The sequence below is a fragment of the Candidatus Saccharibacteria bacterium genome (assembly GCA_017983775.1).
Taxonomy (GTDB): domain Bacteria; phylum Patescibacteriota; class Saccharimonadia; order JAGOAT01; family JAGOAT01; genus JAGOAT01.
On sequence record JAGOAT010000009.1, the window covers coordinates 1 to 15296 of the forward strand.

General features: G+C 39.7%; 13 protein-coding genes. 12 read left to right on the forward strand and 1 reads right to left on the reverse strand.

Translation table 11 applies throughout. From position 1 onward, the window contains the following. From KA531_01700 to KA531_01740, 9 genes are all read left to right on the forward strand, one after another. Window positions 1–340, forward strand: a 340-nt coding sequence (locus KA531_01700; protein ID MBP6005597.1) for a J domain-containing protein, incomplete at its 5' end; no start/stop codon positions are given. 163 nt (window positions 341–503) lie between these two features. Further along, on the forward strand, window positions 504–1139 hold the full coding sequence (locus KA531_01705) for a hypothetical protein (GenBank protein MBP6005598.1): 636 nt from the start codon (window positions 504–506) through the stop codon (window positions 1137–1139). Between the two features lie 66 nt (window positions 1140–1205). Beyond that, entirely contained in the window at window positions 1206–1493 is a 288-nt protein-coding gene (locus tag KA531_01710) for a hypothetical protein (protein ID MBP6005599.1), read from the forward strand. A 9-nt stretch (window positions 1494–1502) separates the two neighbouring features. Beyond that, entirely contained in the window at window positions 1503–3995 is a 2493-nt protein-coding gene (locus KA531_01715) for a hypothetical protein (protein ID MBP6005600.1), read from the forward strand. A gap of 4 nt (window positions 3996–3999) precedes the next feature. Then, window positions 4000–4845: a bifunctional DNA-formamidopyrimidine glycosylase/DNA-(apurinic or apyrimidinic site) lyase gene (mutM, locus tag KA531_01720; GenBank protein ID MBP6005601.1), complete on the forward strand. Its 846-nt coding sequence runs from the start codon at window positions 4000–4002 to the stop codon at window positions 4843–4845. Between the two features lie 46 nt (window positions 4846–4891). Beyond that, window positions 4892–5188, forward strand: coding sequence for a DUF4234 domain-containing protein (locus tag KA531_01725; GenBank protein MBP6005602.1), 297 nt, complete (start codon window positions 4892–4894; stop codon window positions 5186–5188). After that, window positions 5185–6003, forward strand: a complete 819-nt coding sequence (locus tag KA531_01730) for a triose-phosphate isomerase (protein ID MBP6005603.1) — start codon at window positions 5185–5187, stop codon at window positions 6001–6003. The genes KA531_01725 and KA531_01730 overlap by 4 nt, the downstream gene beginning before the upstream one ends. Before the next feature lie 290 nt (window positions 6004–6293). Further along, window positions 6294–6818, forward strand: a complete 525-nt coding sequence (locus tag KA531_01735) for an inorganic diphosphatase (protein ID MBP6005604.1) — start codon at window positions 6294–6296, stop codon at window positions 6816–6818. Continuing rightward, a complete protein-coding gene (locus tag KA531_01740; GenBank protein MBP6005605.1) occupies window positions 6815–8731 on the forward strand; it encodes a UvrD-helicase domain-containing protein in 1917 nt (638 codons plus the stop codon). Before KA531_01735 ends, KA531_01740 begins: the two co-directional genes overlap by 4 nt. On the opposite strand, the gene pyk is transcribed toward KA531_01740, so the two are convergent. Next, on the reverse strand, window positions 8728–10128 hold the full coding sequence (gene pyk / locus KA531_01745; GenBank protein MBP6005606.1) for a pyruvate kinase: 1401 nt from the start codon (window positions 10126–10128) through the stop codon (window positions 8728–8730). The genes KA531_01740 and pyk overlap by 4 nt on opposite strands. A 197-nt stretch (window positions 10129–10325) precedes the next feature. Between pyk and KA531_01750 the strand changes: the two genes are divergently transcribed. The 3 genes from KA531_01750 to KA531_01760 all read left to right on the forward strand — a co-directional run bounded on the left by KA531_01750 (window position 10326) and on the right by KA531_01760 (window position 15260). Next, a complete protein-coding gene (locus KA531_01750) occupies window positions 10326–12635 on the forward strand; it encodes a hypothetical protein (GenBank protein MBP6005607.1) in 2310 nt (769 codons plus the stop codon). Between the two features lie 381 nt (window positions 12636–13016). Next, entirely contained in the window at window positions 13017–13724 is a 708-nt protein-coding gene (locus tag KA531_01755) for a hypothetical protein (protein MBP6005608.1), read from the forward strand. Window positions 13725–13988: 264 nt separating this feature from the next. Continuing rightward, entirely contained in the window at window positions 13989–15260 is a 1272-nt protein-coding gene (locus tag KA531_01760) for a hypothetical protein (GenBank protein ID MBP6005609.1), read from the forward strand. Window positions 15261–15296 lie beyond the last annotated feature (36 nt).

The window sequence follows — 15296 nt, forward strand, 5'->3', positions numbered from 1 at the left end:
GGGTAATTCAGGCGATTTGATCATTCATATTCAAGTTCGTCCAGACAAGCACTTCCAAAGGAGAGGGTCAGATATCGTTTCAGAATTAGAGATTGGGATGGTAGAGGCGGCTCTCGGTAAGGAAATAGAGATCGATGGAGTCTATGGTAAGGAAAGGGTAAGTGTTCCAGCCGGGACTCAGCCAAATGCCATCTTGAGAGTTAGGGGGAAGGGAATAGATCACGGTCATCTCAAAGGGGATCATTTGGTGGTGATAAGTGTAATAATTCCTAAAAAACTATCAAAAACTCAGAAGGAATTATTGGAAAAGTTTTCAAAGACTAGGGGTCGATTGTTCTAAAAACCAATAATAGGCACAACAAGCAGATAGGAGCTTGATGCAATATTCCTATTGCTAGACTACCAGCAATTCTTTTTAGGCATAGAGTGCGAGTATTATTAAGAATAATGAGGATAGCGCGAAAGAGAAGCAAGCTTGATTAGTTTCATGATAAAATAATCTTATGCTTAATCAGTTGATTGATCTTGTATCTTATCGTTTATTAGGGGCTACTTGCGGTGGCGTAGAGGTTAGTAGCTTCTTTGATCAGTTTTGTAAAAGTAGTGATGCCAAGGGTATAGACCTAGTCTATGTCATAGTCGGCAATTTAGCGAATATATTGATTGTAATTACAGTAGCTGCTGCTGTGCCAATAATCATGTTATCTGGTATTCAGATCATGCTTGGTGGTGTTAGTCCAGAACAGATTAAACAAGCAAAAAAAAGAATTACCAATATACTAACGGCATTATTCGGGGTGGTAGGATTTAATGTGGTTATAGATTTGTTGAGTGTGGAGGGGCCAATTTTTCAAGGAGTAGATTTTAATGATGGCAATCTAGTATCGATCTCTAGAGCAATTATTACAAATATTGTAGCTGTATTAACTGGAATCATTGGGGTTGTATCAGTCTATATGTTTATTACGGCTGGAATTAAGATGTTGACTTCGAGTGGTAATCCAAAGGCAATTGAGTCTGCCAAGAATACAATCTTGTATGCAATTATTGGTATGGCCGTAGCACTGTTTGCGGGAATAATTGTCAGGGTAGTTATAAGTGATATTGGAAAGATTGAGGTAGGATGGTCAAGATATTAATCTTGGGCTTCCAGCACCATGCTGTAGATTATGGTAAAATTGTAAATAGAATTAAAGTAGATAATTATGGATAAGATCAAGATAGATTCAATCAACGGTGCACCAGAAAATACAAATGATTTTTTTGCAAGATCAAGTAATGTAGTTGAGTTAATCTTAGTAATGGTTGGGATTGTAGCTGTATTAGTCGTAATGTACAACGGATTAATGATTATCATCGGGGGCAGTGATCCAAAAAAGATTGAGAAGCATATCCAGGGGCTAATTTGGGCTGCAATTGGGTTGGCGGTGGTGCTGATGTCGTATGCTTTGGTCAACTTTGTTATTGCTGGGTTTACCCCCCCTAGTAGCTAGGGCTTTGTTTTGATAGGTATTAAACCTAAGTTGATCATCTATGATGGCCATGCCTTACTCCATCGAAGTTTTCATGCTTTGCCAAATCTCAAGGATAAATCTGGTAGGCCTACAGGTGCAATTTATGGAGTAGCTAGAACAATTCTCGAGACAAATCAAAAGTATCAAGCCAATTATTGTATAGTAGCCTGGGATCAACCTGGACCAACTTTTCGCAATCAGGTATACCCTGAGTATAAGGCCAACCGTCAAGTACCGGATCAAGATTTAGTAGACCAGATAACTACTAGCCAAGAAGTTCTAGAAGGCTTGGGATTTCGGGTAATTGGCCTAAATGACTATGAAGCTGATGATTTAGTGGGCTCAATTGCTAGTCAGTATCAGGATAACTATCGGGTCTTAATTGTTACTGGAGACAGGGATCAATTGCAGTTACTGGGCCAAGATGTTGAGGTTTTATTACTAAGAACTTTTGGCAAGGATAAAATTTATACCAAAGAACTTTTTATAGAAGAATATGGATTTAGCCCCATTCATTTAATAGACTACAAGGCTCTTGCAGGAGACAATAGTGATAATATTCCTGGCGTACCAGGGATTGGTGATAAATCAGCTCGAGATTTATTGACTCAGTATCAAGACCTAGAAGATATTATTAAGCATTTGGAAGATTTAAAACCTAGATGGCAGAAATTAATTGAACAAAATGTCGACCTAGCAAAAACTAGTAAGCATTTAGCAACTATTATTACTAACCTTCATTTAGACTTAGACTTTAATCAGCTGGATTGCAAGCACTATAGTCAGGTTGAAGCTATGCGAGTAATTAAACAATACGATTTACATAGTTTGATTAGGTTGTTACCCCAGGGTCAAGATTTGCCAGAAGATGACTCTAGCGTGGATTCAAGTATCTATAGTTTATCGGAAGGTTTTGAAGATAAGATCAAGGGTCAACAGCTTCAGGGTTTGGAGCAAAGCGATTTTGATCTTGTCAAGCTTGTTAATACTAATAGTTTACCAAGCTCGGGCTATCTAGTCGGTAATCAGCTTAAGGCTTTGGTGTTGAAGCCTGATAGCGAGGTAGTTTTGTTTGATCTATCATTGGCTAGTCAGATTATTGAGAGAAATTTTAGCTCTGATCAGATACCAGGGCAATTCGTAGAGGCCTACAAATCAATGAAAAATAGCAATCAGTTGATCGAGCCTAGTTCTCAGGTCAGTTTATTTGGTGAAGAATTTGATTGGTTGAGTGCCGGCTGGGATCTTTGGGAGATGGCCAATAGGATAGAGTGGCCATTGATACCGGTTCTAAAAAAGATGGAAGATTATGGGACAATGCTTGACCTTAAACAGATTGAAAAACAGACAAAGGCCTTGAGGGGACGATTGTCAGAGATCGATCATCAAGCTCAGGATATAGCTGGGGAAGAGTTTAATCTCGGTTCGGTTAAACAGCTTCAAGGAATATTATTTGATAAGCTTAAGATTTCTAGTCAAGGTTTGAAGCGTAATAAAACTGGTATTTCCTTAGCAGCCGACCAGCTTGATAAACTAGAAGGTCAGCACCCCATTATCGATCTAATCAGGGATTATCGGATGATAAGTAAGTTGCTTAATACTTATTTAGAGACTCTGCCCAAGTTGGCTGATAAAGGGGCTAGGGTGCATACTACCTACAATCAAATAGGTGCTCAGACTGGTCGTCTTAGTTCGGTCAATCCAAACTTAATGAACATTCCTACCAGAACAGAACTAGGTAGAGCGGTAAAAAGTTGCTTCATTGCACCAGAGGGCAGGAGACTCATATCGGTTGATTATTCCCAGATAGATTTACGAGTAGCGGCAATACTTAGTCAAGATAAGAATCTATTAGATGCTTTTAGAAATCAGGAAGACATTCATAGACGAACGGCTAGTTTAATATATCAAGTGCCAATTGATCAGGTAACCAATCAGCAGAGGTATCAGGCCAAGGCAATAAACTTTGGAGTTTTGTATGGCATGGGGGCTCATGGTTTAGTACGAACATCAGGGATAGAATATCAGGAAGCAGAAGACTTTATAGAACGATATTTTAGGGCATTGCCCGATCTCAAACTTTATCTTGAGTCAGTCAAGCAGTTTGTCAGAGAGTATCAGTTTGTAGATACATACTTTGGCAGAAGAAGGCATTTCCCAGAAATTAATGCCAAATCCTTTCAATTACGGATGGCATCCGAGAGAGCTGCAATCAATTTGCCAATTCAGGGCACAGTAGCGGACTTGATGAAGTTGGCAATGATAGAGCTGGATCAACAATTACCCAAACAGGCTAGATTGATCATGCAAATTCATGATGAGCTTGTAGTGGAGGTAGATCAAAGTCAAGTAGATCAAGTAGTCAGGCAAGTCAAGCAGATCATGGAAGGTGTTTGGAGTTTTTCAATTCCGCTAAGCGCAGGTGTTAAAGTCGGACAAAATCTCGGTGAAATGATAGAAGTTTCTCACCTTAAAACTTGATCAGATGCCTGAGTTGCCAGAAGTAGAGATTGTCAGAAGAGGTCTTGATAAATATCTTAAGAACCAAAAGATTGTCAGGTGTGAAATCTTAACTCCTAAATCATTCAAGGGGGACGTGGCAATTATAGCAGGTGCCAGAATCCAGCAGTTTGATAGAAAGGGTAAACTACTAATACTAGGCTTGAATAATCATTACTCCCTATTAATACATTTAAGGATGACCGGACAATTGATAATTGTGGGCAAAGATCAACAATGGGGAGCCGGCCATCCCAATGATAGCTTTATTGGTAAAATGCCAGATAGGACTACTAGGGTAGTTATTCAATTCAAGGACTATGCTTTATACTTCAATGATCAAAGAAAATTTGGTTATATCGAACTTTGGCCAACCAATCAATTAATACAACACCCCTTCATTAGTAGGCTAGCTTTGGATATTCTTGATATGTCACGAGAACAATTTCAGACTAACATCTCAAAGAGACCAAAATCAAGCATCAAGTCAGCTTTATTAGATCAAGCTATGGTTGCTGGCATGGGAAACATTTATGTTGATGAGGCTCTAAATGTTGCTGGTATTAGGCCTGATCGTTTGACTTCTAGCCTAAGCCCTGAAGAGACCATTAAGGTCTATCAAGCCTCAATTGCTGTTATCAATCAAGGTATCAATGCAGGTGGGTCTACTAGCAAGAATTATGTCAATGTTGATGGTGGTAGGGGAAAATATCTAGATTTTGCTAGAGTCTATGGTCGAGCTGGACAGAAGTGTAATAATTGTCAGGCAATAATTATCAAGCAAAAACATGCAAGTCGAGGTACTCATTTTTGTCCAAACTGTCAGAGCTGATTAGACCTGTGATACAATACCTATATAATTAAACAAAAAGGATAAAATGCAGAAACGTAATTCAATAGCAGTAGTTTTGTTCTCAGTGTTTACTTTTGGTATTTATAATCTGTATTGGCTAGTTTCTACCAAGGAAGAATTAAATCAAAGAGGTGGTGATGTACCAACGGCTTGGTTAAGTATTATCCCACTAGTAAGTATTTGGTGGACCTGGAAATATTCTCAAGCTGTTCAGTTGGCAACAAAGGATCAGGTTAGTGCTGGAGTCAGTTTTTTATTATTGATACTGATTGGTAATATCGGAAATGGTATCTTACAAAGTTATTATAACGATACAAAATGAAATCTACCAAGCTGAAGCTTGATTTACATCGGGGGGTTGATTCTAAGAACCGGATTAGACTAATAGCGAACTGGAAAATGAATTTGGATATTCGAGAGAGTCTTGAGTATTGTCAGGTGATTGCCCAGGAGCTTGATCAAATTAGTCAGAATCCAGCTCTCGAAATAGTATTAGCACCAAGCACATTAGCTTTGCATTCAGTTCATGAGTATATTACTAGTCATAACCTTATAAACAAGATCAGTCTCGCTAGTCAAAATTTTTATAGTGAGGATAAAGGAGCTTATACTGGAGAAACATCCGTAGGAGCAGTTAGGGGTATGGTTGGTTATGGGATTATTGGACACAGTGAGAGGAGAAGAATTTTTGGCGAAAGTAGACAGCTGATTGCTAGGAAGGTAGCAGCAGCAGTTCGTCACGGCATTACCCCAGTACTTTGTATTGGTGAGACTTTAAAAGAAAAGGAAGATGGTCATACTAAGTCGGTGATTATCGACCAATTATCTAGTGGTCTTGCGATGATTAGTGATAGAGAGGTAGCAGGGCTGATAATTGCTTATGAGCCAGTTTGGGCTATTGGCTCTGGGAAGACTGCCAATAGCGAGGACATTTATTCGGTGATAGATAGTATTTATAACTATTTACTTGCCAATTACGATAGAGTGACAGCCGAGTCTGTCGAATATCTTTACGGTGGTAGTGTAGATGCAAATAATGTCGAGCAATTTGTGGGTGATACTTGCAACGGGGCGTTGATTGGGGGAGCGAGCAATACCCCTGCTGGGTTTATAGAAATCATCAGTAAATTTTATTAGTAAGGTCAATATAATCGCTAAGTTACCTAAGATTTTGTAATAATTGAAATCGTCAAAGAGGTGGATTCCCTATATTGTTCTCTGGGTAATCAGAGAATGGCACCCTAATGCAATCTGAAGCGTTCATCTTCAATATTTTTTCTGACCTTAATTGAGTCAAAATTCTAGTTTTGATTTTAGATTGCTATATAATATTGATAGGCACCAATAAATTCAGACTCAAGATAATCTTCGAGTCGTACTATCTATGGCTGCTGGGAGATTACTACTAAGGTTATTAAGGAGGAAATATGAGTCTAAGAGATGTTAGAATTGGTAAGAATGCACCAGAGATTGTTAATGCAGTTATCGAGATACCTAGGGGTGATAGAAATAAATATGAATATGATGAGCAGATGGACGTGATTAAACTCGATCGAGTCCAGTATACCGCAATGGCTTGTCCGCAGAACTACGTCTTCATACCAGATACTCATTGTGAAGATGGTGACCATTTGGATGGGTTCTTGTTTTCTAGCTTTGACTTAACCCAAGCTTGCGTAGTTGAGGCGAGAGTGATTGGTGTGATCTATATGGATGATGGAGGAGAACAGGATGATAAGGTGCTTTTGGTACCTGTTGAAGATATGCGTTTTGATCAAATTCAGGACATATCAGATTTGGCACCTCATTTGATCGAAGAGATCATCCACTACCTTAAGCATTATAAAGATATCAAAAAAGCACCAGGTATTGTAGAAATCACTGGCCATAAGGGCAAAGAACAGGGTGTCAAGGTGGTGGTCGAGGCAATCAATGCCTATGACCAACTATGAGCAAACTTTTAGAGGGGCTCAATCCGGAACAAGCTAGGGCAGTAGTCCAGACAGAGGGACCACTTTTAATATTGGCTGGGGCAGGTAGTGGCAAGACCAAGACCTTGACTCATAGGATTGCTTATTTAATTCAAGAAAAATCAGTTTTTCCAAGCAATATCTTGGCTGTTACTTTTACTAATAAAGCTGCTCAAGAGATGCGTTCTAGACTTTATAGACTCCTTGATGATCGAGACGCGGTATTGCCATATCTCGGTACATTTCATAGTATTGCTGTCAAGGTCCTAAGGAGCCAAATTACATTATTAGGACTAGAGCCAAATTTTACGATTTTTGATAGTGAAGATCAGCTCGGATTGATTAAACAGGCAATTAAAAACCTAGGCCTTACAAGCGATAAGCTCAACCCTTCAGCTGTCAAGCATCAGATATCAAGTGCTAAGAATGAATTAGTTACTCCGGAGGTTTACCGGCAATTAGCTAGTAGCTATTTTACTGAAATTGTAGCAAAGATCTATCCAGAGTATCAGAAGTTGCTTAGGCAAAATCAAGCTTTGGATTTTGATGATTTGCTAGTATATGTTGTCAGGGTTCTTGAGGAATTCCCAGATGTACTTAAGCAGTATCAAGATCAATTCAAATATATACTAGTTGATGAATATCAAGACACCAATAAGGTTCAGTATCGACTGGTCAGCCTCTTGGCTGCTAAGCATAAGAATATTTGTGTAGTAGGTGATGATTGGCAGAGCATATATTCTTGGAGGGGTGCTGATTATAGTAATATCTTGAATTTCCAAGATGATTGGCAAGATACTGAGATTATTAAGCTCGAGAAAAACTATCGTTCTACCCAATATATCTTAGATGGAGCACATAGTGTAATTATCAAGAATAAAGATCGTTCGAATAAGAAACTTTATGCGGCAGCAGGAGTTGGAGAAAAAATCAAGCTAAATACACTTTATAGTGATAAGCAAGAGGCCAGCTATATCTTAGATGAAATTACCAATTTACATAGTAGGGGCATTAACCTTAATGATGTAGCAATTCTTTATCGAACCAATGCTCAGTCGCGTAATCTCGAAGAATTTTTTATTCGCTATAATATTCCCTATACAATCATTGGAGGGACGAGATTTTATGATCGAATGGAGGTCAAGGATGCGCTGGCTTATTTGAAGATTTTAGTTCAGCCAAAAGATACTATTGCGTTCAGACGAGCTAGCTCAAAACCTAGTAGGGGGATAGGGGAGAAGACATTGATAGGAATCAATAATCAACTTGATCAAGCAGGGATGAATTATCATGACTTGTTGCAATTTCCAGATAAATACGGGTTGAAGGGCAAGGCCTTAGGTGGGATCAAGCAGCTGGGTATGATACTGATTAAATATCAGTCTATTAAGGATGAGCCATTGTATCAGATACTTCAGGAAATATTTGAACTGACTGGACTATATCAGTTTTATGAAGATGGTACGAGCGAGGGTCATGATCGTGTAGAGAATATTAAAGAATTGATCTCAGTCGCAAAGGCCTACAGCGATAGTAGCTTGTCGGACTTTCTTTCTGATATTGCTTTACTCACAGATTTTGACAATTGGGATAGTAGTCAAGAAAAAGTAAACTTAATGACGCTACATTCTGCTAAGGGCTTAGAGTTTGATACTGTATTTCTGATAGGGATGGAAGAAGGACTTTTGCCGCATAGTAATTCAATGGAAGAACAAAGTGATCTTGAGGAGGAGCGGAGACTATGTTATGTAGGGATGACTAGAGCCAAAAGGAGCCTTTATTTGACCCATACACATTATAGAACACTCTACGGTCGGCCAATGAACAACCGACCATCTAGATTTATAGATGACATTGACGATCAGGTAATAGCACGTGATCAAGGCTGGTACTAGATTTCAAATAGACGGATAGTATCAGTCCCACCAGTTACACCTTTGTGCTTACCAAATAAACTGACGACGATTTCACCATGTTGGACAATCTTATTTTTTAATAAATGATCAATCGTTGCCCTCGTCCCATTTTGGTTAGGGTTGCAGAGAATAGATTTTGTCCCCCAGACAATTGCCATCTGGTTGAATAATCGACGGTTGTGGGTCACGGTATAGATGCCAATTCCTGGCCTTAGACTAGACAAGGCTTTTGCGGTTGATCCAGAAGAGGTAGAGGCGATAATTACTTTGAGGTCTAGTTGCTTTGCTAGGTTTGTTGCTGCTTCTGCTAGGGCTAGTTGGGGATTTTGATTCGTGTATTGAATAGATTGAGACTGGTAATTTATAGTAGCTTCAGTAGCTAGGATAGTCCTTTTCATTAGCTGGATTACCTCAAGCGGGTAGTATCCAGCTGCAGTTTCCCCAGAAAGCATCAGACAGTCTGCTTGGTCAATCACTGCATTGGCAATGTCACTAACCTCAGCCCTAGTTGGCATTGGTGAATTAATCATGCTCTCGAGCATTTGGGTGGCTACGATCACTGGCTTTCTAGAGAGTTTTGCTAGCTTGATAATCCGTTTCTGAATCATTGGTACGTTTTCTATTGGGGTTTCGGTTCCAAGGTCTCCTCTGGCTACCATTACTACATCGCTACTAACAATAATTGATTCCAGGCTTCTTAGGGCGGCTTGAGTTTCTATCTTGGTAATAATGCCAATATGTTCAGCATTGGCTTTTTTTAGGATACCCCTAAGCTGTTCAACATCTTTGGCCTCCTGGACAAAGGATAGGGCTATATAGTCTACACCATTGTCTACTGCAAATCTGATGTCTTCCAGATCTTTACTAGTAATACTAGAGTTTTTGATCACAGTATCTGGCAAATTGATTCCTTGACGAGAAAAGACTATACCATTGTTTAGAACTTCACACTTTACGGACTTATCTTTAACGGAAAGAATTTTTAGTCTGATTTGGCCATCTCTTAAAAATACCCTATCTCCAACCTTGACTGAGTCAAAAAAATCAAACTGACTTGGTAGGATACCATCTTGATAATTGTCAGCCAGCGCAAGTAATATTTTTTGGCTGGCGATTAGGTTGATACCAGTATCAGGCAGAATACCCAAACGAATCTTTGGACCCTGCAAATCTGCTATCACACTAAGAGCTCGATTGTTATTCCTGGCTATTCTTCTAGCAGTAGTGATGATTCGGACAAAGTGTCTTTGATTGACATGTGACATATTTAACCTGAAAGCATTTACGCCAGCTTCTGCTAACTGGGTGAGTTGATCATCATCCCAGCAGCTTGGACCAACAGTAGCAATTATTTTGGTTTTTTTGATTTGTTGCATAGGTCTATTATAGCAAATGAATACTGTGGCTATATCATCATGGTGGGCTTAGGCAGTGTAGAATTCGGGATTTTATATCTAGACATTGAGAATGACAATTACATCGATAGGCCTTACCCCGGTTGTATTTTCCTAGCTTGTATACAATAGTCTCCCATGACAAGGCTTATTGCTCACAACTAATGTAAAATAGAAACATGCGCAAACGTTTGTTATTAGGATTTATCCTAACTGCTTTAGGTATAGTTGCCTTTTTAAACAATGGTGTTGTTGCTTCTCAGTCAGAGGTAGATACTGAAGTTCAGTTTTTTTTAAGTAGTAACGATACAGTGCTGGTTAGGCAGAAGATCGAGATTCGTAAGCAATCAGAGCGAGAACTACTCAGTGTTTTTCGTTTTAATAGCTTGACCGATCAGTTCACCAATCTAAGCATTCGGGCTGGTGATCAAGAGCTACCATTTAGTTTGCAGAAGTCGCAGAGAAATTTTCGAGGTCTCTCATATCCATATCAGACAGTTAGGGTGGATTTGGATCAGCTTTTATCTCAGGATCAAGATATTGAACTTGAGATTGAATACTTAGCAACCAACCTCGTCAGACGGTTTGGTGATAATTTCGAGCTTTATATACCCCCACTGGAAGATCCTGAAATTAATCTGATAAAGACCAGTTTTGATTATCCTGTAGATTGGCAGGTGCCAACCAATCTTGGAGCCAAGATCTCCCCGCTAGAGATTATTGATCAGCGACAATTCTATCAAGTAGAAGCTTTTGATCAAGATCCCCTTGTTATTCAGTTTGGTGATAGTGTGATTTATAACCTTACTTTAAATCTCGATTTGAATAATCCCACCGATCAGTCGCGGGAATATCAAGTCTTGTTGCCTCCAAATACCAATAATCAAGAAGTTTACGTCAATAGTATTAATCCCTTGCCAGAGAATACTTATCTCGATGGCGATGATAACATAGTTGCTATCTATAAGTTAAACCCTGGACAGGATATTAGGGTTACTAGTGATATCAACCTGGCTGTCAATCAAGAAAAATTCAATCTTACTAGCGATACTAGTCTTGAGGATTTACCTGCTAATATCACAAGTAAGTATCTAGAATCCAGTGAATATTGGCCCAGTAAAGATCCAGCCTTTTTAATTCAGACTAACGCAATTGAGATTCCAGACCAGTCGATTACGGGGATTATAGGGAGTGTTCAGGATTATATGAGAAGCAACCATCAATACTCTCCCATAAAAAGGATTGATCAATTCAGAGCTCCAGTAGTCGAGACAATCAGTAGCGATGTGGAACTCTCTTCACTGGAGTATCAGGACTTGATGTTGACTATTCTTAGAAGGTTTGGTGTGCCAACTCGTATGGAATTTGGTTACGCATATTCTGACAAGTTGAAATTGACCGACAAGATCACCGACAGCCAACATTTTTGGCTAGAGGTCTATATGCCTGACCTAGGATGGGTACCCTTGGATACTATTTGGTATCAGAAATATAATAATTTTGGTTTGGCGGATATTGATCATATTGCCCTTTCGAGTTTTGGTTTGAGCGATCAGGTCGATGTAGTCAAGGGCAACGAAGGGTTTGATGGTTATTCATTATCTGAAATTAAGGTGTTAACTGATGTAGAGATTAGTAATGCAGTTGCTGGCATAGAGCTAGATCAAAGATTGATATTTCCGGGGCTTAGTTGGTATAGTCTGACGATTAGGGCACCGTTAAATCAGATAGGAAATAATTATATTGTCAACATGCCAGGGCTTCAAAAACAGATCAAGATTGATTCTCTAGCTCCAGCGCAGAATTATCAGGTCAGGTTTATAGATTGGGGGCTAGATGGATTGGATCAGCAAGTGGTTTTGCTCCAGAGGAGTGCAGATAAAGTCTATGATATCGGGAGGTCGATTGGCATAGTTCATTGGCAGTATAGCTTGATTAGCCTAGGGGTAGTATTAGCAATTATTGCTAGTGCTTTATTTTTGAAACATTTATTTAGCATCAATAATGATGCTTATAGTCTAGACAAGGTCAGGCAAGATTTGGCGGATCTTGATCTTATAGATTATGATGCCTTATCCAAAATCAAACCACACCAGTCAAATGTTAAAAGTCCATTTGATTACCTCAAGAAGATCAATCTAGTGAAACCAGCTAGTAAATTAGAGCATCACAATGAAGAGTCCAATAAGATTCATGAGGTGGTTGATTCAATTGGGCAGCCGAAGATATTGACTGAAGTCGATCCCGAAGGGCTAGGGGATCAGTCTCCTAAATTAGTTCCTTATCCGAAAAGCTCAACAAGGCTTAGTCAGCAGGCGGCACAAGACAAGTCCAGAGTAGGAATTAATAAGGCTAACCATAGGTCTAAAAACAGTAGTGACACGATTGCTAGGGTCAATAATTCTACAAATAATACAAGAAGGACTATTAAGTCTACTCGACCGAAACCTCTATCTAGTCAGATCAAGACAGGTAAGAGACAGATTTGATGGGGAAACTATCCTCCTAAAACATCTTTGATTCTCGTCATCCTCCGAAGCTCGGAGAGCTTACGGGGGATCCACTTCTACTGACATCTGGATAGTCTTTTGATGTAAAATGCTGGATATCCCATAAATCCCTGCGGGACTTTGGAATATGACAGAGTTGGGGATGGGGATTATGCGAGATAACGAGGTGGGGGCTTAGAGAACGACAGCGTGAATGAATAAAGAACAGTTTGTACTTTGATATTTGATTGGTATAATCATTATGTTTATTGATCGGTGTCGAGTGAAGATAGATAAGTGTCAATAAGTGGTTTGGTTCTAACGGCACAAAACAAAACTCTCAAACAAAATCTATACTAGATAAATAGGTTTGGAGGGTAGATGAAAGATATTGAGCCAAAGGCTAAGGCAACAGTTAAGAAGTCAGAGGTCAAGACCAAGGATATGGTTAAAGGATTTAATACAAATATTAAATCCTTTAACCTGCAAAGGTTCTTTAAGGCGATTGCTCTAGTAGTATTAATAGGAGCGATAGCATTAGCTGCACAGAAATTAATATCAAGAGACAATCCGATCCATGATCTCAAAGCTACTACTTATCTGTCTAAATCGAGCAGGGATAATAGTAAACAGGCAAAGACTGATTTTAGTTATCTTGACCCGATTCAATTGGGATTGGAATTTAGACTAGATGATTTAGATGAGGATCAGATAGTCAATCTGGGTATTAAGGTATTTGAGGTATCTTCTGAGCCAAATACTAGTAACCCTGTCAGTACGGATGACTTAGAACCTCTCAAGACGATTACTATCGGCCAAATCAAGAGTGGAGATAATCTGTTTGTAACCATCCCCAATCCTGGTAAAAGGGGAACTTATCAGATAGAAGTATATCTCGATCAAGACAAGCCTAGAAAGCTTACGCAGTTGAGTTTTAATATTACCCAAGATAATTCAGAAGCAGAAGCCAAAAATCAAGAGCTTGAAAAAGAGTTCAATAGTGCTCTTGAGGAGCAACAGAGAGCGGATGATCCAGCTAGTGCAGAGTCTGATCCGACCAGTGATCAAACTAACCAAACAGCCCAATGATCGCCTAGAAAGTTTTTCGTAGTCTGACCCTCGCTCTTCTCCTTACCCTCAATACCTTCCTCCCAGCCCTCAGCTATGCCCAGATCACACCAATCCCCGATGCTCTTGAACGGCTAGTTAATGTAGATCAATCATCCCAACAAGTCAGTCAGCTGGATCAGACAGAAATCAACCAGACTTAGAGAATAGACAGGGTGTCTGTGATTTGGGTAGGTGGAAACCCTAGGGGTAGATAGATAAGGATTTTTCTGGTATATTCGTTATATGTTCGGTAATATGATCAGACCTTATTCGAGACTTTACATTGACATGGATGGCTTTTTTGCCAGTTGTGAGCAATATTTTAACCCAGAATACCGCTATAGGCCACTAGTGGTAGCTCCTTGGAATAATGATCAGAGTAGGGTAGTGACTCTTTCTCAAGAAGCCAAACTAGTGGGCATTACCACTGGCATGAGGGTATCTGAAGCAAGATCAATCTACCCTAGCCTGGTGGTAGTTAGTGATAGCCCAAGTAAGTATGTTGAGGTTCACCGTCAGATCAAGGAAATCCTAGACCAAACCCTATGCAGAGTGCAGATGCTTAGTATCGACGAAGCAGTCCTAGTAATGCCAAAATATTTAGAGAGCAGGGAAAATAGTCTGGAGATGGCTGAACTGATTAGAGAACAGTTAGTTCATAAGTACAATGGAGTGATTACTGGGTCGATCGGGATTGCCAGCAACACCTGGCTAGCCAAGATGGCTTCGGAGTTAGCCAAGCCTGATGGGGTATTCGATCTAAGTCAAGACAAAATACCAGTCTTAGACAGTTTGAGACTTAATCAGCTAAATGGCATATCGCATGGTATAGTACGGAGATTAGAGGATCTAAATATTAGGTCTGTCCAGGACTTTCGTGCGATGTCTCTGGGGCTATTGAGGCAGGCCTTTGGGGTCAATGGAGTGAAGTGGTACCTCAGGTGGCAAGGTATCGAGGTGCCGCCTATTATAATAGGACAGAATAAAACAATGTCTCATCAATCAGTCATCCCACCAGGCTTAGTGAAATCGGATCAGGATATTGGTCGATATTTGACTCAGATGAGCTGGAAGCTTACTCGTAGGATGAGAGACAAGGGACTAGTAGCTGGTGAGATCTGGCTCAGGATCAGGTGGTATCTTCCCAATAAGAACCACCTATCTTTGTCTGGTAAGAGTCGGCTGGTAGAGCCAGCTAATGATATCGCTAGGTTTAACCAATCTCTTAGATATATTTTAAAGGAGATTCTGGAGGATAAGAGTAACCTTGTGATGCGAGGTTCAAGAGTGGCAAAGATCAGCATTGGTGTCAGTAGGTTGGGTCAAGCTGAGCAACAAATTCTGGGGCGAGGTTCGACATTGGGAATTGATAGATCAGAAAAATTGGATAAAGTAATAGATCAGATTAATAAAGCTTATGGTACGGGGACAATTATACCAGCTAGTAGTCTGACCAAAGGACAATACACAATTTCACCCGATCGCATAGCCTTCGGGCATTCAATATTGGATTAAACATTTTCAACTCGTCTTACCCGAATCTCTAAATTC